The organism is Nocardiopsis sp. NPDC055551, assembly GCF_053619415.1.
The window spans coordinates 1-25,871 of record NZ_JBSHJJ010000005.1; the positions used below are offsets into that span (position 1 = coordinate 1).

The 25,871-nt window shown below is 69.1% G+C and carries 21 protein-coding genes and 1 rRNA gene; 12 read left to right on the top strand and 10 right to left on the bottom strand.

Annotated features, from left to right (window positions below; genetic code table 11):
- Positions 1-160: 160 nt before the first annotated feature.
- Positions 161-276, top strand: a 5S ribosomal RNA gene (gene rrf / locus ACWGSK_RS10455).
- Between the two features lie 583 nt (positions 277-859).
- Here rrf and ACWGSK_RS10460 read toward each other — a convergent pair.
- From ACWGSK_RS10460 to ACWGSK_RS10485, 6 genes are all read right to left on the bottom strand, one after another.
- A complete protein-coding gene (locus tag ACWGSK_RS10460; RefSeq protein WP_452455707.1) occupies positions 860-1,054 on the bottom strand; it encodes a hypothetical protein in 195 nt (64 codons plus the stop codon).
- Positions 1,055-1,224: 170 nt separating this feature from the next.
- The gene (locus tag ACWGSK_RS10465) at positions 1,225-2,586 is read right to left on the bottom strand and encodes an HNH endonuclease (RefSeq protein ID WP_452455708.1); all 1,362 of its coding nucleotides are present in this window, start codon (positions 2,584-2,586) and stop codon (positions 1,225-1,227) included.
- An 879-nt stretch (positions 2,587-3,465) separates the two neighbouring features.
- Positions 3,466-4,500 (bottom strand): M23 family metallopeptidase, encoded by a 1,035-nt coding sequence (locus ACWGSK_RS10470; RefSeq protein WP_452455709.1) that lies wholly within the window; start codon positions 4,498-4,500, stop codon positions 3,466-3,468.
- A gap of 111 nt (positions 4,501-4,611) precedes the next feature.
- The gene (locus ACWGSK_RS10475; RefSeq protein WP_452455710.1) at positions 4,612-5,202 is read right to left on the bottom strand and encodes a methylated-DNA--[protein]-cysteine S-methyltransferase; all 591 of its coding nucleotides are present in this window, start codon (positions 5,200-5,202) and stop codon (positions 4,612-4,614) included.
- Complete coding sequence (locus tag ACWGSK_RS10480; protein WP_452455711.1) at positions 5,199-6,686, bottom strand: AlkA N-terminal domain-containing protein; 1,488 nt, start codon at positions 6,684-6,686, stop codon at positions 5,199-5,201. The genes ACWGSK_RS10475 and ACWGSK_RS10480 overlap by 4 nt, the downstream gene beginning before the upstream one ends.
- 69 nt (positions 6,687-6,755) lie before the next feature.
- The gene (locus tag ACWGSK_RS10485) at positions 6,756-7,043 is read right to left on the bottom strand and encodes a hypothetical protein (protein ID WP_452455712.1); all 288 of its coding nucleotides are present in this window, start codon (positions 7,041-7,043) and stop codon (positions 6,756-6,758) included.
- Between the two features lie 146 nt (positions 7,044-7,189).
- Here ACWGSK_RS10485 and ACWGSK_RS10490 point away from each other — a divergent pair, with 146 nt between their 5' ends.
- From ACWGSK_RS10490 to sucD, 3 genes are all read left to right on the top strand, one after another.
- Positions 7,190-7,600, top strand: coding sequence for a cobalamin B12-binding domain-containing protein (locus ACWGSK_RS10490; RefSeq protein WP_358508871.1), 411 nt, complete (start codon positions 7,190-7,192; stop codon positions 7,598-7,600).
- Between the two features lie 358 nt (positions 7,601-7,958).
- Complete coding sequence (gene sucC, locus ACWGSK_RS10495) at positions 7,959-9,140, top strand: ADP-forming succinate--CoA ligase subunit beta (protein ID WP_358508869.1); 1,182 nt, start codon at positions 7,959-7,961, stop codon at positions 9,138-9,140.
- Positions 9,141-9,154: 14 nt separating this feature from the next.
- Positions 9,155-10,033 carry a succinate--CoA ligase subunit alpha gene (gene sucD, locus ACWGSK_RS10500; protein WP_358508867.1) on the top strand — a complete coding sequence of 293 codons (879 nt, stop codon included), beginning with the start codon at positions 9,155-9,157 and terminating at the stop codon, positions 10,031-10,033.
- A gap of 93 nt (positions 10,034-10,126) precedes the next feature.
- Here the strand turns inward: sucD and ACWGSK_RS10505 are convergent, their stop codons facing one another.
- Positions 10,127-10,621 carry a DUF1707 SHOCT-like domain-containing protein gene (locus ACWGSK_RS10505; protein WP_358508865.1) on the bottom strand — a complete coding sequence of 165 codons (495 nt, stop codon included), beginning with the start codon at positions 10,619-10,621 and terminating at the stop codon, positions 10,127-10,129.
- A 138-nt stretch (positions 10,622-10,759) separates the two neighbouring features.
- Here ACWGSK_RS10505 and ACWGSK_RS10510 point away from each other — a divergent pair, with 138 nt between their 5' ends.
- Positions 10,760-12,415: a cell division protein PerM gene (locus ACWGSK_RS10510; RefSeq protein ID WP_452455713.1), complete on the top strand. Its 1,656-nt coding sequence runs from the start codon at positions 10,760-10,762 to the stop codon at positions 12,413-12,415.
- A gap of 72 nt (positions 12,416-12,487) precedes the next feature.
- Here ACWGSK_RS10510 and mfd read toward each other — a convergent pair whose 3' ends face one another.
- Positions 12,488-16,120: a transcription-repair coupling factor gene (mfd, locus tag ACWGSK_RS10515; protein ID WP_452455714.1), complete on the bottom strand. Its 3,633-nt coding sequence runs from the start codon at positions 16,118-16,120 to the stop codon at positions 12,488-12,490.
- Between the two features lie 323 nt (positions 16,121-16,443).
- Here mfd and cysC point away from each other — a divergent pair, with 323 nt between their 5' ends.
- Together cysC and ACWGSK_RS10525 are read left to right on the top strand one after the other, a co-directional pair.
- Positions 16,444-18,015 (top strand): adenylyl-sulfate kinase, encoded by a 1,572-nt coding sequence (cysC, locus tag ACWGSK_RS10520; RefSeq protein WP_358508860.1) that lies wholly within the window; start codon positions 16,444-16,446, stop codon positions 18,013-18,015.
- Complete coding sequence (locus ACWGSK_RS10525) at positions 18,016-18,765, top strand: MazG family protein (protein ID WP_452455715.1); 750 nt, start codon at positions 18,016-18,018, stop codon at positions 18,763-18,765.
- A gap of 49 nt (positions 18,766-18,814) precedes the next feature.
- Here the strand turns inward: ACWGSK_RS10525 and ACWGSK_RS10530 are convergent, their stop codons facing one another.
- Both ACWGSK_RS10530 and ACWGSK_RS10535 read right to left on the bottom strand, forming a co-directional pair.
- Positions 18,815-20,269 carry an FtsW/RodA/SpoVE family cell cycle protein gene (locus ACWGSK_RS10530; protein ID WP_358508856.1) on the bottom strand — a complete coding sequence of 485 codons (1,455 nt, stop codon included), beginning with the start codon at positions 20,267-20,269 and terminating at the stop codon, positions 18,815-18,817.
- 90 nt (positions 20,270-20,359) lie between these two features.
- The gene (locus tag ACWGSK_RS10535) at positions 20,360-21,565 is read right to left on the bottom strand and encodes an FAD-dependent monooxygenase (RefSeq protein ID WP_452455716.1); all 1,206 of its coding nucleotides are present in this window, start codon (positions 21,563-21,565) and stop codon (positions 20,360-20,362) included.
- A gap of 134 nt (positions 21,566-21,699) precedes the next feature.
- On the opposite strand from ACWGSK_RS10535, the gene ACWGSK_RS10540 reads away from it, so the two are divergent.
- The 5 genes from ACWGSK_RS10540 (at position 21,700) to ACWGSK_RS10560 (ending at position 25,794) form a co-directional block, all read left to right on the top strand.
- The gene (locus ACWGSK_RS10540) at positions 21,700-22,251 is read left to right on the top strand and encodes a TetR/AcrR family transcriptional regulator (RefSeq protein ID WP_452455717.1); all 552 of its coding nucleotides are present in this window, start codon (positions 21,700-21,702) and stop codon (positions 22,249-22,251) included.
- Positions 22,252-22,352: 101 nt separating this feature from the next.
- A complete protein-coding gene (gene eno / locus ACWGSK_RS10545) occupies positions 22,353-23,636 on the top strand; it encodes a phosphopyruvate hydratase (RefSeq protein WP_358508851.1) in 1,284 nt (427 codons plus the stop codon).
- A 174-nt stretch (positions 23,637-23,810) separates the two neighbouring features.
- Complete coding sequence (locus tag ACWGSK_RS10550; protein ID WP_358508884.1) at positions 23,811-24,179, top strand: FtsB family cell division protein; 369 nt, start codon at positions 23,811-23,813, stop codon at positions 24,177-24,179.
- Between the two features lie 32 nt (positions 24,180-24,211).
- On the top strand, positions 24,212-24,796 hold the full coding sequence (locus ACWGSK_RS10555) for a DUF501 domain-containing protein (protein ID WP_452455718.1): 585 nt from the start codon (positions 24,212-24,214) through the stop codon (positions 24,794-24,796).
- On the top strand, positions 24,793-25,794 hold the full coding sequence (locus ACWGSK_RS10560) for a Ppx/GppA phosphatase family protein (protein ID WP_452455719.1): 1,002 nt from the start codon (positions 24,793-24,795) through the stop codon (positions 25,792-25,794). The genes ACWGSK_RS10555 and ACWGSK_RS10560 overlap by 4 nt, the downstream gene beginning before the upstream one ends.
- Positions 25,795-25,871: the final 77 nt, after the last annotated feature.

A 25,871-nucleotide genomic window follows, 5' to 3' on the forward strand; every position in this document is an offset into this window, starting at 1 on the left:
CCGGGTGTGGAAGCCCTGTGAGGGGTGGAGCTGACCGGTACTAATAGGCCGAGGGCTTGTCCGCTGCAGATAATTAGGTTGCTCGCGCACATTTTGTTCACGAAATCTTACTCGTGGCTGTGCCCCTTTTGTGGGGGTGTGGTTGTGGGTGTTTGGTTTCCGTGGTGGTTATTGCTGGAGGGTCACACCCGGTCTCATTCCGAACCCGGTCGTTAAGTCTCTTTGCGCTGATGGTACTGCCCTGTGGTGGGGTGGGAGAGTAGGTCGCTGCCACGGTTTTTCTTGGGGGGTCCGCTTGTTGGCGGGCCCCCTTTTTTTGTGTGTGGTGGGGTTGTGTGTTGGGGGGTTGTCTTTTTAGGCGGCCCCTTTTTTTGTTGTGGGTGGGGTGTCTGAGGTGCGGAGTCTTGGGGTTGTTGGGCGTTGCTCGGGTGGTGGTCCTGTGGGTGGTCTGGCGGGTGTGGGGTGGGTGTGTGGGGCGCCTGAGATCGAGAGCCCACCGGTTCACGGGGCGGGTGTGGGGCGTGTTGGTGGGGCGCCTCGGGTAGGGGGTCCTGCTGGTGGTTGGGCGGGGTGGGGGTGGGTTCTCCCTCCTTCCCCGCCGCGTGATTGTTGCCGCCCGCACCGCACGCGTCAAGGCAATGTCGGGTGCTGTGGCGCTGTGGTGGGTGGCCTTGACCCGCGCGGCACGGGCGGCGGTTTGGCGGCTATCGGGGAAGGGGGGAGAGTGGTTGAGGTTCCTAACGGCCCTGTGGGCCTGCGGCCCACTCCGGCCGCAGGCGGCCGGATCCCTTCCCTATCCCTCTGGTGTCCTCGTGGGCCGCGTCGCCACTACGTGACGGGCCCGGTCACGAAGGGCCCGCTACAGGTCGGGCACGGGGCGGGCCGCGTCCCAGCGGTAGCCGGCCCTGGAGGCAAGACCACACAGAGGCTGGTAGCAGTAGCGGATGCCGGCGGGCCGGTCGTGGTGGTGGGAGCAGTCTCGGTGCCAGTACCCGGCACTGTGCCCGTAGTGGGGTGGCAGTAGGTCCGGTGTCGGCAGGTGTGCTGTCGACACCCCCGATGGGGGCCACTCTGTCCCCGGGGTATGGCTCTGGGTGAGGGTTCGCGGTGTTTCTGCCTCTGGGCATGCTGATATCCCCACAGGGCACGGGCCCTTGGGGTCTGACACCCAACCTGGGGTGATCTCGTCGGCGTGGTGTTCCACCTGGTGGAAGTGCACGGTGGTTAGAGGGCGGTGGCTGGGGCTGGCTCTCCTTCCCCGTCCCCGGACCCGCTGGTCTCGGTGTCCTGCCTGTTCTGGGCGTGGTGGTGTTCCCAGATCTTCCGGTTCACCTTGGTCTGCAACCGGTGCTTGAGCCGGTTATGGGTCGCACACAAGATCTGCATGTTGTCCGAGCTCGTCACCCCGCCGTGGGAGAAGGGGATGATGTGGTCGTACTGCGACCAGCTACGCGGCACGTCACAGCCCTGGTGCCACTCGCAGTAGGGCTTCTTGAACCCGGCCGCCTGACGCACCGGATCCGGGGCACACCGCTGCTTTCGCCCCACATCCAACAGGGTCCGGCCTTCTTCGTCGGTCAGGAACCGGCGCAGCCAACTGTCGGGGGTCAGGCGGGCCACCATCTGGTCGGGGATGACCACACCATCCTCGGTGGTGGCCGGCTCTGCAGTGTCGTCTCCGAGGAACCGCTTCAGGGGGACGGTGATGTTCAGCGTGGCCAACGCCTGGGGGGCTTTGGCGCACTCCCGGTGGCCCAGGGCGGTCTCGAAGATCCGCATCATCGCGTCATAGGTGCGCTGATGCTTCGGCACAGCGGCGTTATCGGGCCCGTACAGCTGCGTGTAAGCCTCCAGGGCGGCCTGGATCAGCTCGTTGTCGGCCCCCGGCCCCCACATCCGCAGCAAAAACCCGGACTCGAACGTGGGCGAGAACTGCGCGCCCCGGTTCTCGAACGTCTCGTCATAGTCCCGGTCGGCCTTTTCCGGGTCCAGGCGGGCCACGAACCATTTCGCCGCGTCCCGCAACTGGCGCACCGAGGCCTGCGGGCACTCGGCCTTGAAACCGATCAGCCCGAATTCCAACCGGGCCCGAAACCCCTCCACCGAAGGACGCTGGGCACGGAATTCCTCATCCGCTGATTCCAGGACCTTCGCCCACTCGCCCACAGCCTTTTCGGTGGAGGTCGCGATGGCGCACGCTTCACCCAACGACAGATTCTGCTTCCCGAACGCTTCTTCCACGAGCGGCAGCTGCTGCTTGTACAGGGCTCGGGCGAGGGTGGCGAGATTGTTGGCCTCGGCCGGGGAGGTGCCCCACTGGTGGGTGATCCACGCCTGGATGCTGCGCTGGCCACCCTCTTCCAACAGGACACCGGTGGCCTCCATGCGGGCCAGGGCGGGCAGCATCCCGTAACGGATCCGGTCTGTTTCCTGGTTGAGCCGGCGAAACTGTGCGAGCACATCGGCTTCGCACCCGAACGGGATATCCCGGCCGGAGAATTCCACCGCCAACTCCCGCGCACCCGCCATCGCCTGATCGACCGGGGTGTCCCCGGTCGGGCGCGGCGTGCTGGGAGGAAAGATCATACTCTGATTATATGCGAACACCCCCAAGAATGGCAGACTTACCGGCGGGTATATTGCATTCTTTTCTCCCGTCTGCGCGTACCACAAAACCATGCCGATTTTGGGTTATCCACAACCCGCAATCGAAGGGGATCCGGGATTTAATCTTGCTCCTAGCGCCATTATGGGTGCCCACAACGGCGCTACGGGAAAGAGCCTCATCAGAGCCGGCCACCGCGAGGACGCGCACCACCCCCACCCCACCTGTAGCGGGCCCTTCGTGACCTCACCCGTCACGTAGTGGCGACGCGCTCAACGAGGACACCAGAGGGAGGGGAAGGGATCCGGCCGTCTGCGGCCGGAGTGGGCCCCCGGCCCACAGGGCCCTTGGGACCTCAACCACTCTCCCCCCTTCCCCGATAGCCGCCAAACCGCCGCCCGCACCGTGCGGGTCAAGGCCACCAACCCCGCTGCCAGAGCACACACCATTGCCTTGACGCGTGCGGTGCGGGCGGCAACAATCACGCGGCGGGGAAGGAGGGAGAACCCACCCCCCCGCCCAACCACCCCAAAGAGCCAGAAACCTGAGGCGCCCCACCCACACACCCGAGCAACACCCAATAACCCCAAGACTCCCGCCCCCAGGCGCCCCACCAGGAGACCTTGGGCAGCACGAAACCGGCGAAACCAGCGGCTCCCCCAAGATCGATGGGATCATGTAGGCGGAACGGTTCACCACCCCGAACTCCCCGCCTGTGGATAACCCCAGCACCCACCACCCGAGGGTGGGCATGGAGGAGGGGCCTCCACTCCGTTGTAGAGGCCCCTCTTACTACACGCCGCCGCACGCTCGCAGAGCGCGCCGGTCGGCTCACCGGCTGACCGGCGGGGTGGCTCGGGTCAGAAGCCGTAGTTGTACATGGAACCGCCCGGGTAGATGGTGCCGACGCCGTCGCGGTAGGCGTAGCCGCCGTACTGGGCGCCCTGGACGAAGGTCCAACCGCCCAGGGTCCTACCGTTCAGGGAGACGTACCAGCCCGCCGCGTTGGGGTCGTTGTAGGCCCGGAGCGAGTAGTGGATGTGCGCGCCCGTGGTGGAGCCGCCGGCGCAGAGGCTGTTGCCCTGGGTGCCCAGGTAGTGGCCGGTGCCGACGTTGTTGCCGGGCAGCCACTGGTAGTCCTCCAGGTGGTAGTAGTCCGTGGAGAAGCCGTTGTCGTGGATGACACGGGTCCAGCCGGTGCACAGGCTGTAGGCGTAGCCGCCACGGGACGCGCGGGCCTGACCGGCGCCGCCGGCGAAGTCCGCGGACTCTCCCACGTTTCCGTGGGGGCCACCGGTCATGATCATGGACGTGCCGATGGCGTAGGGCAGACCGACGCCGACGTAGCTGGCGGGGGCGGCCTCGGAGGGGTTGGTCGAGGCGGCGACGGTTTCCCGCTCCTCCTCGGCCAGCAGGGAGCTTTCGGCGAGGATCGAGGAGAACTCCTCGGTTCCCTCCAGGCCGATGGACCAGTCGGAGGCCTCGTGTTCGGCGGCGAACAGCCAGGCGTCGGGGTCCTCTTCGGCGCCCATGGGGGCGGTCACGATGGCGACGCCGAACGCGGCGCCGTCGGCGGCTTCTCGGATGTCGACGCGGACGTCGCGCTCCTGGTCGGCCAGGGTGGACAGCCCGGTGTCGCGTTCGGCCAGGACGTCGTCGATGACGGCGTCGGCCAGGGCGTCCTCGGCGGACTCGGAGGTGGTGCTCAGGGTACGGGGAAGGTCCAGGGTCTCGGCGTGTTCGACGATGATCTCGACGTTGTCCGCCGTGCTGTGCGACGGAGCGGACGGCTGGGCAGAGACCGGGGTGGAGGCTCCCGCGAGCAGGGCGGCGGACATGGTGACCGTGAGCGCGCCTATGGGCAGGAATCGGGGGGCGGGGGTGGGCAGTGCCAACGCTTCTCCTGGGGGAGTCGAGTAGCGAACGGGTTATGACACCACAACCTTGATGTGGTTACCGCAGAGTAAGCACGCCACAATCCCCGATCAAGGGGGGTAACGAAAATTTCATACGCGATTACGATTTTCGAGGTTCAAAAGTTTCTTCTTCCGCTCCAGTCCCCCCGCGTACCCCGTCAGTGAGCCGTTCGCGCCGATCACCCGGTGACAGGGGACGATGACGCTGATCGGGTTGCGGCCGTTCGCCGCCCCCACCGCGCGCGAGGCGGTGGGCCGTCCCAGCTCCTCGGCCAGCTCCCCGTACCCGGCCGTCTCCCCGTACGGGATGGTGGTCAGGGCCCGCCACACCCGCAACTGCCAGGGCGTGCCGGTGGGCGCCAACGGCAGGTCGAACTCGCGCAGTTCACCCGCGAAGTAGGCGGCCAGCTGCCGTTTCACTTCGGTGAACGGAGCCTGGTCCGCCAGCCACCTCTCGCCGACGTGGTGCGGTGATCCGTCCTTGGGCGGGGTCGATACCCCGGCCAAGGCCTCACCGTCGCCGAACAGTAGGAGTTCCCCCAACGGCGAGTCCACCGTCGTGTACCTGGTCGAGCCCGGTATCGGTTCACGGAACCGTACCGAGGTCATCCTGTGCGGGGCCGCCGGTTCGGTGGCCTCGGGCAGGTCCAGCGGTAGTGCGTCCTGATCGGTGTAGGTCATCGTCCTCGCCTCTCTCGGTGTTCGTCATGGTCCAAAGACGCCCACAACAGGTGGGTCGCGTAGGAACGCCAAGGGCTCCAGGCCAGCGCTCCTCGTGCCGCCGCCGCGGGGGTCGCCGGCAACGCCGCCCTCTCCAGGGCCTTCTTGACCCCCAGATCCGTCTCAAGGAACACGTCCGGGTCGCCCAGGCCCCGCATACGCACGTATCGGGCGGTCCACGGGCCGATGCCGCGCAACTCCACGAGTCTCCGCTCCGCCTCGTCCCGGTCGCAGCCGGGTCCGAGGTCGACCCGGCCGTCGGCCAGCGCCGTGGCCACCCCCACCAGCGCGCGACCGCGGGCCACCGGGATCGACATCGCGGTCGGGTCCGCCGAAGCGAGTGCGTCGGGTGCCGGGAACGTGTGGGTGAGGGCGCCGTCGGGCCGCTCCAAGGGTTCTCCGAACCGTTCGACCAGCCGGCCCGCCAGGGTACGAGCGGCCCTCACCGACACCTGCTGACCCAGGACCGCCCGCACCGTGAGTTCGGCGGGGTCCACGTGACCGGGGGCGCGCACGCCGGGGCGCTCGCGCAGCACCGGCCCCAGCAGGGGGTCGGGCCCGAGGATCTCGGCGACGGCCTCGGGGTCGGCGTCCAGGTCGAGCAGGCTTCGGCAACGACGGACCGCCCCGCCCAGGTCGCGTGGTTCGGTCAGCCGCAACCGGCACAGCACGTGCCGGCCCACGGCCCTCGACCCGTTCGCCGGAGACAGCTCCACGATCCCGGGCCCGTTCGCCAACCTGAGGGTGCGCCGGTACGTCCCGTCGACGTACTCCTCGACCCCGGGCACCGCGCGTTCCCCGAGGAAGGCGAGCATCCCGGGCAGGTCGATCCGCCCCCGGTAGGGAAGTCGCAGCGTGATGGTGCCCGAACCGGTCGCGACGGTGCCGCCGTCGGCGTCCTCTCGCATCCGGCCGGGGGAGCGGTCGTAGATCGCCCGCATGGTCTCGTTGAACTGGCGGACGCTGGCGAAGCCCGCGGCGAACGCGGTGTCGGTCATGGGCAGGTCGGTGGTCTCCACCAGGATTCGGGCGGTGTGCGCCCGCTCGGTGCGGGCCAGCGCCAATGGTCCCGCTCCGACCTCGGTGGTGAGCAGCCGGTTGAGCTGACGTTCGCTGTATCCCAGTGACGCGGCCACCGCGCCCACCCCGCCGCGGTCCACGGCACCGTCGTTGATGAGACGCATGGCCCGCCCGACCACGTCGGCCCGTACGTTCCACTCGGCGGAGCCGGGCACGGTGTCGGGACGGCAGCGTTTGCAGGCGCGGTAACCGGATTCCTGGGCGGCCGCGGCGGAACGGTAGAACCGGACGTTCTCTCGTCTGGGGGTGACCGCCGGGCAACTCGGACGGCAGTAGATGCCGGTGGTCCGCACGGCGGTGTAGAAGACCCCGTCGAAGCGGGAGTCCCTGCTGCGGACCGCTCTGTAGCGCTGCTCGTCGTTCATCACCCCTCCATGTTCACCGACCGAGAGCCGCGGGGCCGGCGGTTTTCGGACATGGAGGTGAGGGGGCTATTACTCGTCGTTCTCGTGGTCGACCAGGTATTGGACGTAGACCGGGCGCAGGGCCTCCTGGAGTTCGGGGTCGTCCTCCGCGGAGAGCGCCTCGAAGAACAGGCCGGAGGCCTGGGCGACGCTCGCCTGGCTGGACTCGGTGTGCCCGGCGGCGGCCTCGCCTGCCGGAATGAGGCCGAGCAGCTTCCAGAAGAACCGCAGGTCCCACCGTTTCCGCGCCAGTTCCACGGCGCGTTCACGCAGTTCATCGGTGCTGATGTGCTCGAAGCCGGTGGTGTTGTCTCCCATGGTCGGAAGATACCCGAGACCCGCGCCGGGCATCCCCGAGTGAGCTGCGTTACTCTTCACACGAGTTCATCATCGCCTCCTCGGCGCCCGGGGAGACCCTCACAAGGGGTGCCGGGCGGGCGGGGAAACGTCGTGAGGGGTACGCCATGGCCGAGTCCGCCGCGCGGGTCGTCGTCGCCAAGCCGGGTCTGGACGGACACGACCGAGGGGTCAAGATCGTCGCCCGGGTGCTGAGGGACGCCGGGGTGGAGGTCATCTACATGGGCCTGCGCCAGACCCCGGAGATGATCGTGTCCGCCGCGCTCCAAGAGGACGCGGACGCCATCGGCCTTTCGGTGCTCTCGGGCGCCCACATGACGATGTTCGGTCGGGTCATGGAACTCCTGCGGGAGAACGACGCCACCGACATCCGGGTGTTCGGCGGTGGCATCATCCCCGATTCGGACGTCGCGGAGTTGGAGTCGATGGGGGTCGCCCGGATCTTCACGCCGGGTGCTCCGACGACGGACATCGCCGACTGGGTGCGGGAGAACATCCGCCCGGCGCACGCCGCCTGACCCCACGCCCGACCGACCCCCGAGTCGTGATCTTCCTCGCATCGTGGGCCGTGGGAACGGTGTTAGCGGCCGTGTCTCTGGTCACAGATTTTCCCACGTGAGAACCGTGCTACTACCGCGCGAGCGGCTTTCCGGGGCGGCCCCGGGGGGTCAACGAGGCCCCGATGGCCGGCGACCGGATCCCGGGCGACTAAGCTTTGCGCATGTCGCGGGTGGCAACGCCGCGGCGATCTCGATCTCTGTAGGCGGCTCAGCCCCCATCGGGGGTTTGCGTCGTGTGACATCAGTGCGTCACCGCCGATCCGGACACGCCACCCCGGTACAAACTTGAGCCAGCGATTTACAAGGACGGACCCTCGTGGACCTGTTCGAATACCAGGCGAAGGAACTCTTCGCAGAGTACGGAGTCCCCGTACCCCAGGGAAAGGTGGCGAGCACGGCCGCTGAGGCACGTGCCATCGCTGATGAGTTCGCCGCCGCGGGCAAGCCCCGTGTCGTCGTGAAGGCCCAGGTCAAGACCGGTGGCCGCGGTAAGGCCGGCGGTGTGAAGGTCGCCGACGGCCCCGAGGACGCTCAGGCCAAGGCCGAGCAGATCCTCGGCATGGACATCAAGGGCCACACGGTCCACCGTGTCCTGGTCGAAGAGGCGAGTGACATCGCCGAGGAGTACTACTTCTCCTTCCTCCTCGACCGCGCCAACCGCGACTTCCTCGCCATCTGCTCCAAAGAGGGCGGCATGGAGATCGAGGAGGTCGCCGAGACCAACCCCGACGCCGTCGCGAAGATCTCGATCAACGCACTCAACGGCGCCCCGGCCGATGTCGCCGCGGAGATCGTGAAGGCGGGCAAGCTGCCCGAGGCCGCCGTCGCGGGTGCCACGGAGATCATCACCAAGCTCTGGGACGCCTTCGTCGGCAAGGACGCCACCCTCGCGGAGGTGAACCCGCTCATCCTGACCAAGGACGGCCGGGTCGTCGCCCTCGACGGCAAGGTGACCCTGGACGAGAACGCCGAGTTCCGCCAGGACCTGGAGAGCTTGACCTTCGCCGAGGAGGGTGACCCGCTAGAGGTCGCCGCCAAGGCCAAGGGCCTCAACTACGTCAAGCTCGAAGGCGAGGTCGGCATCATCGGTAACGGTGCCGGTCTGGTCATGTCGACCCTGGACGTGGTCGCCTACGCCGGTGAGAACCACGGTGGCGTCAAGCCCGCCAACTTCCTCGACATCGGTGGTGGCGCCTCGGCCGAGGTCATGGCCAACGGCCTGGAGATCATCCTGGGCGACCCCGCGGTCAAGAGCGTATTCGTCAACGTCTTCGGTGGCATCACCGCCTGTGACGCCGTCGCGAACGGCATCGTGCAGGCGCTGGAGCTGCTGGAGGGCCGCGGCGACGACGTGTCCAAGCCGCTGGTGGTGCGCCTGGACGGCAACAACGCCGAACTGGGCCGACAGATCCTGGACGAGCGTGCCCACCCGGCGGTTCGTCGGGTCGACACGATGGACGGCGCCGCCGCTCAGGCCGCCGAGCTCGCGGCGAAGTAGGGGACGAATTCACCATGGCTATCTTCCTGACCAAGGACAGCAAGGTGCTGGTCCAGGGCATGACCGGCTCTGAGGGCACCAAGCACACCCGCCGGATGCTCGCTTCCGGCACCAACATCGTCGGCGGCGTGAACCCGCGCAAGGCCGGCCAGAAGGTCGACTTCGACGGCACCGAGGTTCCGGTCTTCGGCTCCGTGGCCGAGGGCATGGAGGCCACCGGCGCCGACGTCACCGTGATCTTCGTTCCGCCGAAGTTCACCAAGGACGCCGTCGTCGAGGCCATCGACGCCGAGATCGGTCTGGCCGTCGTGATCACCGAGGGCATCCCGGTCCACGACACCGCCGCCTTCTGGGCCCACGCGGGCGCCAAGGGCAACAAGACGCGCGTGATCGGCCCGAACTGCCCCGGTCTCATCACCCCGGGTCAGTCGAACGCCGGCATCATCCCGGCCGACATCACCAAGCCGGGCCGCATCGGCCTGGTGTCGAAGTCGGGCACGCTCACGTACCAGATGATGTACGAGCTGCGCGACATCGGTTTCTCGACCGCCGTCGGCATCGGTGGCGACCCGATCATCGGCACTACGCACATCGACGCCCTGGCGGCCTTCGAGGCCGACCCGGACACCGACGTGATCGTGATGATCGGTGAGATCGGTGGCGACGCCGAGGAGCGCGCCGCCGCCTACATCCAGGAGAACGTGACCAAGCCGGTCGTCGGCTACGTCGCGGGCTTCACCGCCCCGGAGGGCAAGACCATGGGCCACGCCGGCGCCATCGTCTCCGGTTCCTCCGGTACGGCCGCCGCCAAGAAGGAGGCCCTTGAGGCCGCGGGCGTCAAGGTCGGCAAGACTCCGACCGAGACCGCCGAGCTGGCTCGCGGGCTCTTCTAGGTCTTCTCGAAGAATCGACGGCTCCGCCCCGCCACCGGGTCTCCCGGTCGGCGGGGCGGAGCCGTCTCGTGTGCGGGGCCCGCCCCCGCCAGCCTACTCCTCGATCTCGGGCGGCCGGTCCGACCTCTTGCGGATGCCCTGGACGGTCGCGACGGTGACCGCGGGCACCATGAACAGCAGCAGGAAGATCAGCCATCCGATGAGGGAGCTCGTACCTCCGTAGGCGATGGCGGGGATCCCCCAGATGACGAAGATGACGCCGCCCCAGATGACCGCCCCGTTGACGTTGGGGCCGTTCTTCTGGTTCTTCTCCTCCGCCTCGGCCACGTCGCCCTTGGTGCGCGGCGCGGGGGCCACGGCCGTCTCCTTCGGTCCGTCGATGGCGCTGGGTCGGAGCGCGCGGGGTAGATCGTCGAAGAGCGGGACCAGGTCGGTGTTGGTGACCGCGTGCAGGGTCTCGTTCGTGCGCCGCTCGTGTTCGTCCAGGTCCAACCGCCCGTCCTGTAGCGCCGTGCGCAGTCGGTCCAGGGCCTCGTCGCGTTCGGAGTCCGAGAGACGGTAGGGGTGGTCCGGGGCGGGCTCTGACATGATCGTCCTTCGAGCGGGGAGAGAGCTCATGATCTTACGACGTATCTCGTTCGTTCCCCGTTCCCGGCCCCTGACGCGGATACGACACGCGCGAGCCGGATGCCGCGGAGCATTCCGGTCCCTGGCAGCATAAGTCGGGTGAGTACGCCAGCATCACCCCCCGACAGAGGGCGCCCGTCGAAGTCCGGCGACGCGCCCGAGGCCTCCTCGGCTCTGGGCGAGCCCCGCCCGGTCTACTCGACCGGCGGGATCGCCGCCGCGTCGGCCGCCGGCATCGGCTTGGCGGTGATCGTCACCTTCACCATGGTCGGTTGGGTGGCGGCACCGCACGACACCTTCGGTGAGGACATCGCCGACCTGCTGCGCAGCGCGGTCCTGGCCTGGTTGGTGGGCCACCACGTGTCCTTCACCATCATGGAGGGGCAGATCAGTCTGCTGCCGATGGGGTTGGTGCTGCTGCCCGGAATGCTGCTGTACCGGTTCGGTCGGTGGTTGGCCCGCAACTGCGAGATCGAACGACTGCGGCATGTGTACCGGGCGGCCCTGGCGATCGCGGGTCCCTACGCGGCGATCGCGGGCACGCTCGCGTTGCTGGCGCACACGGACGCCGTGGAGCCGAGCATGCCGCGAGCGTTGCTGATGGGGTTCGTGATCGCGTTCCTGGCCGGTGGCCTGGGCGTGCTGCGCCAGCTCATGAAGGACAAGGGCGTGGCCGCGGGCGACCTGCTCGACCTGATGCCGGCCCGTAGTCGTTCGCTACTGGTGGGGATGTTGGCGTCCTCGGGGACCCTGCTCGCCGGCGGTCTGCTGTTGTTCCTGGTGGCGTTGGCGATGAGCTACGACGAGGTGCTGGCGGTCACCGCGTCCCTCGCCCCCGGCCTGATCGGCGGGGTGCTGTTGTTCATCGTCCAGCTGGCCTATCTGCCCAACGCGGTGATCTTCGCGGTCTGTTACGCGCTCGGCCCGGGCTTCGCGGTGGGAGCCGAGACGCTGGTGGCGCCGACGGGTGTTTCGGTGGGGCCACTGCCCGCGTTGCCGATGCTCGCCGCGCTGCCGGCCAACGGCGCGGCCCCGGTGTTGTCCTTGGTGGCACTGGCGGTGCCGTTCGTGGCGGGCGCGCTCGGCGGTGTGGTGACCCAACGCCACGCCCCGGACGTGGTGAGCGAGGCGGCTCCGCTGTGGGGATTCGTGTGCGGGGTGACCACGGGGATCCTGTACGCGGCTCTGGCCGGTGCCGCCGGTGGTTCGTTGGGCACTCAGCGCCTGGCGGAGGTGGGCCCTTCGGCCTGGCAGGTGGGATTGGTGGCCGCCTTGGAGGTGGGGGTGGCCGCGGCGGTGGCGGCGTGGATCGCCAACTGGTGGTACACGCGCAGGTCGAACCACTCGGTGGTCGCCCGCCGGGAGGAGGCCAAGGCCGAACGCACCCCCGAACCGTCGATGCCGGCGGTGGACCTGCCCCAGGACGTGCCCAGCGGCGAGGGGCTGGCGACGGTCACCCCGTTGCGACCCCGCGAGGAGGAGTCCGAGACCACCGAGACCGGTGAGGTTCCCGGACCCACCATCGCCGAACGTCGCGAGGAACTGAAGAGGACCCGTAAGGCCCGTCGCGCCGACCGCTCCACCGAGCGGCGGGCGCGCAAGGACGCCCGCAGGGAACTGCGCGAACAGCGTCGCGCGGAGAAGGCGTCGCGGTCGTGGTGGCGGAATGGCGGTGACGTGGAGGAGGTCTCCGAGGAGGAGCTGTACGGCATCACCTACGAGGCCTCTTCGGAGGAACTCGACCAGCGGAACTAGTACCGACCCGGATCAGACCGATCTGGACACGGCGCGGAGGGCACGGCCCACGTGCCGTGCCCTCCGCGTCCTTCACGTTCCGCCGTTCGCGCTTCCGCCCGGCTGGTCGCCCTTGACCTGGGCCCGGCGCTTGTCCGGTTCGAAGATGGCGTTCACCAGGTCGGTGCACCACTTGAGCAGTTCCAGGTCGCGCAGCGGCTTGCCGCCGATCCCGCCGGCCTTGGGGACCGGAACCAGGAGGGTCTTGGCGGCCTCCTTGCGGATCGACCTGGGGTACATGCGTCGCAGCCTCAGCTCCTGGGACTCGCGCAGCTCCACCGGTGAGAACCGGATCTGGTTGCCCTGCATGACCACGTCGGCCAACCCCGCGGACTTGGCCAGCACCCGGAATCGGGCCACCGCCATGAGGTTGTCCACCGGCTGCGGCGGGGTGCCGTACCGGTCGGTGAGCTCCTCGTAGGCACCGAGGATGTCGGCCTCGTCGGACACGCTCGCGATGCGCTTGTAGGACTGCAACCGCAGCCGTTCCCCCGGCACGTAGTCGTGCGGGATGTGCGCGTTGATGGGCAGTTCGACCTTGGTCTCGACCTCTTCCGCGGCGGTGGGGTCGCCCTTGAGCTCGGCGACGGCCTCACCGACCATGCGCATGTACAGGTCGAAGCCCACGCCCGCGATCGTCCCGGACTGTTCGGCGCCCAGGATGTTGCCGGCGCCGCGGATCTCCAGGTCCTTCATCGCCACGTACATGCCGGCGCCCGTCTCGGTGTGCTGGGCCACCGTCGCCAACCGCTCGTAGGCGGTCTCGCTGAGCGGTTTCTCCGGGGGGTACAGGAAGTAGGCGTAGGCGCGTTCGCGGCCACGACCCACCCGGCCGCGCAGCTGGTGCAGCTGGGAGAGCCCGTAGGTGTCGGCGCGGTCGATGATGAGGGTGTTGGCGTTGGGCACGTCCAGGCCGGACTCGACGATGGTCGTGGAGACCAGCACGTCGAAGTTCTTCTCCCAGAAGTCCACCATGACCCGTTCGAGTTGCTGCTCGTTCATCTGACCGTGTGCGTAGGCCACTCGTGCCTCGGGCACCAGGCGTTGGATGGACGCGGCCACCTTGTCGATGGACGCCACCCGGTTGTGCACGAAGAACACCTGGCCCTCGCGCATCAGCTCGCGTCGGATCGCCGCGGTGATCTGCTTGTCCTCGTAGGGGCCCACGAAGGTGAGTACCGGGTGGCGCTCCTCGGGCGGGGTGAGGATGGTGGTCATCTCACGGATGCCGGTCAGACCCATCTCCAGGGTGCGCGGGATGGGTGTGGCCGACATGGCCAGTACGTCCACCTGGGTGCGCAGCCGCTTGAGGGACTCCTTGTGCTCGACGCCGAAGCGTTGCTCCTCGTCGATGATGACCAGTCCGAGGTCCTTGAACCGGGTCTCCTGCGACAGCAGGCGGTGGGTACCGATGACCACGTCGACCTCGCCGCCGCGCAGCCCCTCGCGGGTCAGCTCCACCTCGCCGTCGGTCTGGAAGCGCGACATCGGCTTGACCGTGACGGGGAAGGACGCGTAGCGCTCGGTGAACGTGGACATGTGCTGCTGGACCAGCAGGGTGGTGGGCACCAGCACGGCGACCTGCTTGCCGTCCTGGACCGCCTTGAACGCGGCGCGCACCGCCACCTCGGTCTTGCCGTAGCCCACGTCACCGCAGATCAGCCGGTCCATCGGGACCGACTTGCCCATGTCCTTCTTGACCTCGTCGATGGCGGCCAGCTGGTCGGGCGTCTCCACGTAGGGGAAGGCGTCCTCCAGTTCGCGCTGCCAAGGGGTGTCCTGACCGAACGCGTGCCCGGGCGAGGCCTGACGGGCCGAGTACAGGCGGATGAGGTCGCCGGCGATCTCCCGGACGACCTTGCGGGCCCGGCTCTTGGCCTTGCTCCACTCGGCGCCGCCCATCTTGGACAGGGTGGGCGCCTCGCCGCCCACGTACCGGGTGACCTCGCCGAGCTGTTCGGTGGGCACGAAGAGGCGGTCACCGGGTTGTCCGCGCTTGGAGGGCGCGTACTCGATGAGCAGGTATTCGCGGGTGGCGCCCTGGATCTGGCGGCTGACCATCTCCAGGTAGCGGCCCACGCCGTGCTGTTCGTGCACGACGTGGTCGCCGGGCTTGAGCTGGAGTGGGTCTACGGTGCCCTTGCGTCGGCTGGGCATGCGCCGCATGTCCCGGGTGGAGGACTTCTGCCCCACCAGGTCGGTCTCGGTGAGCACCACCGTGTGCACCGACCGCAGTAGGAAACCGTGGTCGACCAGGCCGGTGGTGACGGTGGCGATGGCCTCCTTGGGGGCTTCGACCAGGTCGCCGGTCAGGGTCGCACCCAACCCGGCGTCGCGCAGCATCGCGACGAGTCGTTCGGCCGGCCCCTGCCCCTGGGTGACCAGCACGACGCTCCAGTTGTCGTGCAGCCAGCCCTTGATGTCGGCCAGGGCGCGCTCGGTGTCGCCGCGGTAGCTGTCGGCGGGCACCGCGCCCACCATCACCGCGTCGTCCTCCTCGGCGGTGCGGTCCTCATCGGCGGCGAACGGGGTCAGGCCCCACCAGGGGAGTTCCCGTTCGTCGGCGATGGTGCGCAGTTCGGAGATCGACATGTACGCCGACTCGCCCAGGTCGATGGGGGCCTCGCCACCGGAGGCGGCGTTGATCCAGGACGCGTCCAGGAACTCGGCGCTGGTGGCCTCCAGTTCCAGGGCGCGGGTACGGATGCGCTCGGGGTCGCAGCCCACCACCATGGCGTTCTTCGGCATGTAGGTGAAGAACGGTTCCATGCTCTCGGCGAGCACGGGCGCGAACGCCTCCATGCCCTCCACGGCCACTCCGTCGGCGATCTTGGTGAGGATCTCCGCCAGGGAGGGGTGTTCCTCGGCCAGGGCGCGTGCGCGTTCGCGGACGGTTTCGGTGAGCAGCAACTCCCGGCAGGGCGGCGCGAACAGCCCGGAGGAAGCACCGTCTCCGGGGCCCGCGCCCTCCTCGCCGGGGGTGATGGATCGCTGGTCGGCGACCTGGAAGTAGCGGATGTCCTCGACGGTGTCGCCCCAGAACTCCAGCCGGAGCGGGTGTTCCTCGGTGGGCGGGAAGACGTCGAGGATGCCGCCGCGCACGGCCATGTCACCACGCTTCTCGACCAGGTCCACGCGGGCGTAGCCGGTGTTGGTCAGGGAGGTGACGACCTCTTCCAGGGGCACCTCGTCACCGGTCCGGATGCGGACCGGTTCGAGGTCGCCCAACCCGGCGACCAGTGGTTGCAGGACGCTGCGCACCGGCGCCACGACCACCCGAAGGGGTGTGGTGAGCGGGTCCGAGGGGTCGGGGTGGGCCAAACGTCGCAGGACCGCCAGGCGTCGGCCGACGGTGTCGGAGCGAGGGGAGAGCCGCTCGTGCGGAAGCGTCTCCCAGGCGGGGAAGAGCGCGACCGAGTCCGTGGGCAGCAGTGAGCCCAGGGCGTCGGTCAGGTCGGCGGCCTCACGTTCGGTCGCGGTGATGGCGAGCACCGGTCGTTCGGCGCCCACCGGCGCGTCGGCGGCCAGCGCGCCCACCATGAAGGGGCGCAGGGCCGCCGGGGCGACGAGGTCGAGATGGGGATCGTGGCCGCCGCGGGCGGTCTCGATCGCGCTGTGCAGTGCCGGGTCCCGGGAGACGTCGGCGAGAAGTCCAATGAGGCTCATAGCACCAGAAAGTGGAGAGGTACGTGCGGTGGCGGAGACGGTCACGGCCATGGGTCCCCTGAAGTGGATCCGTCCAGGCACGATCGGGCCGCACGTGAGTCGGGCGGCCGTGGGTCGGGTGGGTGTGCGCCACCCGTTCTCCGCTCAGCTTATCCAGTTCGCCGATGGCGCGTGGGACGAGTGCGCGGGTCCGGCCGTCTTCGGCCTTCCTCCTACGCAACACCCGATGAGCTCGGACTCTTCCCGGTAGGAGCACCTCAGCGCCATGTCGGTGGAGGGTGCGGGATTACGCTGGGTGGGATCGCGACCATGGCAGAGGGAGGATGTGCGTGGTGAGTGTCCACAGACACGGGAGTCGGCAAGCCCCGGTCTTCGCCCCAGGTCCGGATGGGCTCGCCCACTTGGAGCTCATTCTCAGCGGGGCGTACCCGTTCCCGGGTTTCATGACCCGGGACGAGGTGGAGTCGGTCTCACGGAGCGGGCGGTTGCCCGACGGCCGGCCTTGGCCGGTTCCGGTCACCTTGGAGGTCCCCGAGGAGTTGGCCGGTGAGAAGGCGCTCACGCTCACCGATCTCGAAGGTGCGCCGTTGGCCGGGCTGGAGGTGCGCGAGCACTGGGAGGACGGGGGAGTCCACCGCCTGGCCGGTGACGTGACGATGCTGCGTCCGGCGACCTACGGGGTGTTGCGCGAGCTGCGCGCCACCCCGGCGGAGGTGCGGGCGCAGAGCGAGTTGGAAGGGGCCGGGGCCCGATCGCTGCTCGCGGTGGTCACCGACCGTCCGTTGCACCATCGGGCGCTGCACCAGATCCGGGCCGAGGCCGACGCGTTGGCGCGCGATGGTGAACGGGCCGAGGTGATCGTGGTGGTCGACGCCCCCCTGGAGGAGGAAGGGCTCGCTACCGCGGTGCTGGCCGCCGAACCCCTGTTGCCGCCGCGCAGCTCGTTCGTGGTCGTGACCCTGCCCCGCTCGCGGGCGCGCGCCACCGGAGCGGTCGGTGGCGACTGGAACGAACGGGACACGGCCCTGGCCGCGCACGTGGCCGCCGCCTATGGCGCCACCCACATGCTGGCCGAGTCGGGTGGACGCGGACCGGAGGTCGAGCGGGTGATGGCGTTGCGTCCACCGCTGACGGTTCTGGATCCCGAGCCGTGGCGGTACGACTCCGAGGAGGGGTTGTGGAAGCCGTTCACGCATGTGGACCCGGCACGGGCGCTCGCCGAGCCCTCCGACGACGAGGTGGAGTCGGAGCTGGCGCATGGGCGTGAGCTGCCCGCGTGGCTCACCCCCGCTCGGGTCGGCGCGGAGCTGGCCCGGTTGCGTCCGGCCCGTACCAAGCGCGGTGTCACCCTGTTGTTCACCGGTCTTTCGGGGTCGGGCAAGTCCACCATCGCCCGCGGGGTTTCCGATGGAATCCGGCGGGCGGGGCGTCCGGTGACCCTGCTCGACGGAGACGTGGTGCGCCGGATGCTGTCCAAGGGGTTGACGTTCTCCCGGCATGACCGGGAGCTCAACATCCGGCGGATCGGTTACGTGGCCTCGGAGATCACCCGCCATGGCGGGGTCGCGGTGTGCGCGCCGATCGCTCCCTACGAGGCCGGGCGGGCGGAGGTTCGTGCCATGGTGGAGGAGTTCGGTGACTTCTTCCTGGTGCACGTGGCCACCCCGTTGGAGGTGTGCGAGGAGCGCGACCGCAAGGGCCTGTACGCCCAGGCGCGCGCCGGGGTGATCCCCGAGTTCACCGGGATCTCCGACCCCTATGAGGTGCCGACCGACGCCGACCTGGTGGTCGACACCGTGGACTCCGACCCGGCCGAGTCCGTGGCCGCGGTGATGGACGCCCTGCGCGAGGGCGGTTGGATCCCGGCCTTGGACCGGCACATGAGTGAGGAATAGATGACAGACGACGTCCGAGCCCCCGGACACCGGGTGCTGCGCCTGGTCGAGGTGATGGAGACGTTGCGCCGGGAGTGCCCGTGGGACGGCTCCCAGACGCACGAGTCCCTGGCCAAGTACCTCATCCAGGAGTCCTACGAGACCTTGGAGACCATCGAGGAGGGCGACCACGCGCTGTTGCGCGAGGAGCTCGGTGACGTGCTGCTGCAGGTGGTCTTCCACGCGGCGATCGGCGCCGAGCGGCCCGAGGGGGATCCGGCGAGGTTCACCGTGGACGACGTCGCCGACGCCATCATCGACAAGATGACCCGCCGCCACCCGCACGTGTTCGGTGGTGTGGAGGTGTCGGGCACCGACGAGGTGTGGTCCAACTGGGAGGCCATCAAGGCGGCCGAGCGCGCGGAGAAGGCCAAGGCGAGGGGAGGCTCCGGCGAGGTCTCGGTGCTGGATGGGGTGCCGTTCGCCCAGCCGGCGGTGCTGCTCGCCCACGAGCTGCAAAAGCGCGCGGTGCGCAACGGCTTCCCCGCCGATCTGGTGGGCGACGACGGGGCCGAGGGCGGCGAGCTGTTCGCGGCGGTGGCGGTCGAGCGGGGCCAGGGGCGGGACCCGGAGACGGACCTGCGCCTGGCGGCCCGCCGGTTCGACGGTCGGGTCCGGGCCGCGGAGGACGCGGCGCGCGCCGACGGTCGTGAGCCGCGCGGGTTGAGCGTCGAGGAGTGGCGTGGTTACTGGTCGAAGACCGAGGAGTAACCTCAAGGACCCTCGAACCCCTCCCACCGGTGTGCGACGTCCCCGTGCGTCACCTTCCCGACCGCCTCATCCCCTTCGGTAGGGAACGCACGTCGATCACCTCGGTGGAGGGGTCGCTCGGAGCCAACCCCGCGCTGAACGTCTCCTGTGGCCGGCGGGCGGTATCGCCGATGGCCGACAACAGGCCCACGATGACCCAGTTGGCCATCAGCGCCGACCCGCCCGCCGACAGGAACGGTGTGGTCATGCCGGTCAGCGGGATGATGCGGGTGGCGCCGCCCAGAACGATGAACACGTCGAACGCGGTCAGGAATCCGCAGCCCAGCGCGGTCAGCTTCAGGAACACGTCGCGGCTGCCCAGGGCGACGCGGAACGCCCGCTGGGCGAACAGGAACAGCAGGAACAGGACGGCGATGAGGCCGGTGAACCCGAGCTTCTCGCCTACCGACACCAGGATCAGGTCGCTGTCGGCGGCGAAGATCTCCTGGGCCTGCCCGTCGTGGAAACCGGTGCCGAGCAACCCGCCGTAGGCCAGGGCGATCAGGCCCTCCACCACCTGGAAGCTGCCGCCGGGCGAGTTGTAGACCTCGACGTCGAAGGCGTTCAGCCAGATCCGCACCCGGTTCTGCACGTGACCGAACAGCAGGTACGCCACGTACGCGCCGCCCGCGAAGGCCACCAGGCCGATGAGCACCCAGGACTTGCGGGCCGTGGCGGCGTAGAGCACCGCCAGGAACGTCCCGAACAGCAGCAGCGAGGTGCCCAGGTCCTTGGTGCCCACCAGCAGCAGGATCGCCAGGCCCCAGCCCAGACCCATGGGCGCCAGGTCGCGGGCGCGCGGGGCGCTGAACACCTTCACCCCGCCGATCCGGAAGGTGCGGGTCGCCGTGGCCAGGACGTCACGCCGTCTGCCCAGGTAGGAGGCGAGGAAGAGCACCAGCAGCACTTTGGCGAACTCCGAGGGCTGCATGGTGAACGGGCCGATCATGATCCACCGGCGCGCACCCAACACCTCGTGCCCCAGCGGGGACAGCGGCAACAGGAGCAGGACGAGCGCGCCCAACGCGATCAGGTAGGTGTACTGGGCCAGTCTTCGGGGCCTGCGGGCCAGCACCACGGTGGCCGCGCACAGCCCGAGCCCGATCAGGGTCCACAGCAGTTGCCGGTCGGCCTCGGTGTGCTCCTCCCCGCCGGTGCGCGACATCTGCAGCGCCCAGATCATGGTCAGGCCGATCCCGCTCAGCGTCGTGGCCACCGGGAGCAGGACGGGGTCGGCGTAGGGGGCGATGAATCGCAGCAGGACGTGCACGCCCAGTGCTCCGAGGCCGACGGCCGTCACGTAGGTGGAAACGCCGGGGTCGATCCCGCCGGTGATCGCTAGGGAGGCCGACGCCAGGCCGGCGGCGGTGACGGTGAGGGCGATCAGGAGCAGTCCGAGTTCGGCCCGCCGTCGGCGGACCGGACGTAGTGTGCCGTCCGCGGGTGCGCTCTGAGGGTCCGCCACGGTTCGAACTATAAGCCGGTGAACTCCCGGTTCAAGGAGCGGGGCCGGTTCCGGGCGGGTCAGTTCGAACCACCCGGAACCGTGAGTTCATCACCTTTGGGACCCGATGGGGTCGGGGTCCAGGTCGAAGGCCTCCGAGGACCGGTCCAGTTTCCCGGTGAACGTTCCCAGGGTCTTGATCAGCGGCGCCGCGCGCATGACCAGGTCCCGGGCCACGAGGCCGAAGCGGGTCTTGGGCGCGAGGAAGCGCATACCGCTGTCGGCGATGTCCTGGTTGGCGCCGACGAAGGGACGCATCCGGTCCTCGTAGGCGGCCAGGGCCCGAGCCACGTCGGTGTGTCGTCCCAGTTCCTGGGCCAGGGCGTAGGCGCCGACCACCGCGAGGGTGCTTCCCTGGCCGGACAGCGGAGAGGGGCAGTACCCGGCGTCGCCCAGCAGGGTGACCCGGCCTCGCGACCAGCGGTCCATCCGGATCTGGGTGATGGAGTCGAAGTAGAAGTCCTCGCTGTCCTCCATGGCGTCCAGGATCCTGTCGCTCTCCCACCCGTTGCCGGCGAGCACGCTCCGCAGGAACGCGCGCTGTTCGGCGGGGGAGAGGCGCTCCACCCCGAGCGGGCGGGGTACGTGCATGCCCAGGATCGCCTTGGCCCCCTCGGCCCGTGGGGTCCGGTACATCCCGACGAGCCTGCCGGGTGTGTTGTACAGCAGGGCCTCCCGGTCCAACCCGACGTGGTCGGGGATGGTGAAGATGCTGATGTAGGCGCCGAGGAAGCGGGCCAGGGGGTCCTCCGCCCCGAAGACGAGACCGCGCGTGTTCGAGTGCAGGCCGTCGGCTCCGACGACCAGGTCGAAGGTGCGCGGTGCCGCGTCGGCGAAGGTGACGTGGGCTCCGTCGTCGTCCTGGTCGATGCCGGTGATGGTGTCGTCGTAGAGGTATTCGGCGTACTCGGTGGTGGGTTCGTGCAGGATCCGCACCAGGTCGCCGCGCAGGATCTCCAACGAGCGATCCTCGTCGGAGATCACCCCGGTGTGCAGACCGACGCGGCGGCGCCCGTCCGCGTCGACCAGGGCGAGGTGGTTCATCTCGGTGACCTTGGAGCGGATCTCGGGCAGGTGACCCATGTGCTCGACCACGTCGATGGCCTTGCCGCGCAGGTCGATGGCGTATCCGCCGGGCCGGGGCTCGGGGGCCTTCTCGACGACGGTGACGCTGATCCCGTGGTGGTGGAGCCAGTGGGCCAGTGCGGGCCCGGCGATGCTCGCTCCGGAGACGAGGACTGTTCGAACGGCGGACATGGGGCCGTCAGAGCTCCTTGTGTCGTGGAATCCCCACGCTAAACGGATCACTTACCGTGCGTCAAGTAACCTACCGGGCGGCAGGTTCGGGATAGACTCGGCGGATCGATCACGAGGGACGGGAGTGAGCCGGGGTGCCCAGGGAGCGGAGCGACACGAAGACCGAGATCAGGGCGGTGGCCCTGGAGTTGTTCGGTCGCAAGGGCTACGAGAAGACGAGCCTGCGGGAGATCGCCGAACGACTCGACATCACCAAGGCCGCGCTCTACTACCACTACCGATCCAAGGACGAGCTCCTCCAGGCGATGGTGCGGCCCCTGCTCGACGACGCCGAGGAACTGCTCGGGGCCTACTCCGGCGGCGGCGTCGACCCGCGGGCGCTCCTCGGCGACTACTTCGACCTGTGTGTGCGCCACAGCACCCTCTTGCTCGCCCTGCTCAACGACCTCGGGTCGCTGGGGGAGAGTGGTCTGGTGGACCGGATCGTCGAATGGCGGCGCGGGCTCGACGTGGCGTTGGTGGGTGAGGAACCGGAAACGCCCGCGCGTATGGGCGCGGTGGTCGCCCTCGGCGGAATCCAGGACATCGCCGTTCTGGTGGCCCCCGGGGACGCCGAACGCCACAGGGAGGCGGCCGTGGAGATCGCGCTCGCCGCCCTGGACGCCGGCCTCTCGTATATGGACTAGACCAATGTGGCCGGGGGGACTCCACCGATGGGGGTCCGGGTCGCTAGTCTCGTGTCCGGGTCGGAAAGAGTTGGCCCAGACACCGAAGAGACGGAGAGATCGTGGCGTCCATCGAGTCAGTACAGGCGCGGGAGATCCTTGACTCCCGGGGAAACCCGACAGTCGAGGTCGAGGTTCTGCTCGACGACGGGATCACTGCCCGCGCTGGTGTTCCCAGCGGTGCCTCCACCGGACGGTTCGAGGCGGTCGAGCTGCGCGACGGCGGCGACCGCTACGGCGGTAAGGGTGTGACCAAGGCCGTCACCGCGGTCAACGACGAGATCGCCGAAGAGCTGCGCGGCCACACCCCGGACGAACAGCGCACCATCGACCGTGCGCTCATCGACCTGGACGGCACCCCGGACAAGTCCCGGATCGGCGCCAACGCCATCCTGGGCACCTCCCTGGCCGTGGCCAGGGCCGCCGCCGAGGAGGCCGACCTGCCGCTGTACCGCTACATCGGCGGTCCCAACGCGCACGTGCTGCCCGTGCCGATGATGAACATCCTCAACGGTGGTGCGCACGCCGACAGCAACGTCGACATCCAGGAGTTCATGGTCGCTCCGATCGGCGCGTCGACCTTCTCCGAGGCCGTGCGATGGGGCACCGAGGTCTACCACTCCCTGAAGTCGGTGCTCAAGGCCCATGGCCTGGGCACCGGTGTCGGTGACGAGGGTGGCTTCGCCCCGAACCTGGACAGCAACCGTGCCGCCCTGGACCTCATCGTCGAGGCGATCGAGAAGGCCGGCTACAAGGTCGGTTCCGACGTCGCCCTGGCGTTGGACGTGGCCGCCAGCGAACTGTTCTCCGATGGTGTGTACACCTTCGAGGGCAAGTCCCGAACCTCCGAGGAGATGGCCACCTACTACGCGGAGCTCGTCGACGCCTACCCGCTGGTCTCCATCGAGGACCCCCTCGACGAGGAGGACTGGGAGGGCTGGAAGAAGCTCACCGAGCGGCTCGGCGCCAAGGTCCAGCTGGTGGGCGACGACCTGTTCGTCACGAACCCCGAGCGGCTCCAGCGCGGCATCGACGCCGACACCGCCAACTCGCTGCTGGTGAAGGTCAACCAGATCGGCACCCTGACCGAGACCCTGGACGCGGTGTCCCTCGCCCAGCGCAGCGGTTACACGGCGATGATCAGCCACCGTTCCGGCGAGACCGAGGACACCACCATCGCCGACATCGCGGTGGCCACCAACGCCGGCCAGATCAAGACCGGTGCCCCGGCGCGCAGCGAGCGGGTCGCCAAGTACAACCAGCTGCTGCGCATCGAGGAGGAACTCGACGACGCCGCCGTGTACGCGGGCGTGTCGGCCTTCCCGAGGTTCACCGAGCGCGGCTAGTCTGCCCCAGTGTCCCGCGAAACGCAGCAGCAGCCCACAAAGGCCCGGAAGTCGGCCAAAACCGACAAGCCGCGGAAGGGTGCTGCCACCAGAGCGGGCACGACGGCCAAGGCCACGACGAAGGCCAAGGCCACCAAGGCCACGAGCGCGGGCCGCACCCGTCGGGTGCGGCCCATGCTCACCAGCCGGGCCGCGATCCTGGCCCTCGTGGTCATCGTGATCGCGCTGAGCCTGGCCTATCCGCTCCGCGAGTACGTCATGCAGCGTGCTCAGATCGCCCAGTTGCAGGACGATCGGGCCCGCATGGAGACCAACGTCGAGGAGCTGCGCGAGCGCGAAGAGGCGTTGAACGAGGACGCCTACGTGGAGCGCGAGGCCCGCGCCCGCCTGCACTACCAGTACCCGGACGAGACCGCCTACATCGTCATCCGTCCCGAGACCGAGGACGAGGAGAGGGTCGACCCCTCCGAGCCTCGTGACCCCTGGTTCACCGAGCTGTGGCGCTCGGTGGAGGAGGCCGACCGGCCCGACGACGGGCTCTGACCAGCCTCGGCTGCGCCTATGCTGGTTGGGTCATGACTTCCGCAGATCAGCCCGTTCCGGGGCATACCGATGGTGATCCCGCCTCCGAGCGCGACCTCGCCGCGATCGAACTCCAGTTGGGTCGCCCGCCTCGCGGGGTCCGCGCCGTCGCGCACCGCTGCCCATGCGGCCTGCCCGACGTGGTGAAGACCGCCCCCCGCCTGGAAGACGGCACCCCCTTCCCGACGTTGTACTACTTGACCTGCCCGCGCGCCGCCTCGGCGATCGGTCGGTTGGAGGGCGACGGCGCGATGCGCCGAATGCAGGAGCGTTTGGGTGAGGAGCCCGACCTCCAGGAGGCCTACACCAAGGCCCACGAGTCCTACATCGCCGATCGTTCCGAACAGGCCCGCCTGGACGGTGTGGAGCCGCTGCCAGAGGGCATGCAGAGCACCGGTGGGATGCCCACACGGGTCAAGTGCCTGCACGCCCTGGTCGGGCACGAGCTCGCCTCCCCGGGGGCCAACCCCATCGGCGCCGAGGCGCTGGACGAACTCCCCGACTGGTGGGACCGGGGCCCGTGTGTGCGCGTGGACGAGAACGCCCCCGAGGGCGCTGAAGGGACGGACGCTTCATGAGCGGTGTCGCCGCGATCGACTGCGGAACCAATTCGATCAGGCTGTTGATCGCCGACGTCGTCTCCCTCGACGGTGACGAGGTCCAGGTGGTCGACGCCGACCGGCGCATGGAGATCGTGCGTCTGGGTGAGGGCGTGGACGAGACCGGCGCGTTCTCCGAGGAGGCGCTGGAGCGCACCTTCGACGCGCTGCGCGGGTACGCCGAGGCGATCGAGGCGCACGGTATCGAGCCGGGCCCGGACACGGTGCGTATGGTCGCCACCAGCGCCACCCGGGACGCGAGCAACCGTCAGGTGTTCGTGGACGGGGTCCGCGAGATCATCGGGGTGGAGCCCGAGGTGGTCACCGGTCTGGAGGAGGCCGAACTGTCCTTCGTCGGGGCCACGGCCGAGCTGGACGCCGAGGCGGCCGACGGGGGGAGTGACGGGGACTTCTCCCCGCCCTTCCTGGTCGTCGACATCGGCGGTGGCTCCACCGAGTTCGTGTTGGGCGGCCTGGGCGAGGACGACGAACTGGTTCGGGAGTCCCTGTCGGTGAACATCGGTTGCGTGCGCATGAGCGAGCGCCACCTGAGTTCGGACCCGCCGACCGACGAACAGATCCAGGCGGCCACGGCCGACATCGAGGTCGCCCTGGACGAGGTGGAGAAGGTCGTCCCGCTGGGCGAGGCCGGCTCGGTGGTGTGCGTGGCCGGGACCGCGACGACGGTGGCCGGGATCTCCCTGGACCTTCCCGAGTACGACTCCGAGCGTATCCACCACACCCGGGTCTCCACGGCCGACCTGGAGCGCATCACCGGTGATCTGCTGCGTTCCACGCACTCCCGGCGCGCGGAGATCGGGGTCATGCACCCCGGTCGCGTCGACGTCATCGGGGCGGGCGCCCTGGTGCTGTCCCGCGTGCTGGCGCGTACGGGCGCCGATCACTTCACCGCGAGCGAGCACGACATCCTGGACGGTGTGGCCTGGAGCCTCATCGCGGCGGGGGAGGGGGCCTGACCCGGACCCCACACGGGGAGACCGGTCGTCAGGGCCGATACATCGAGGCGTGACCTCCTGGAAAGGGAACTTCGGGC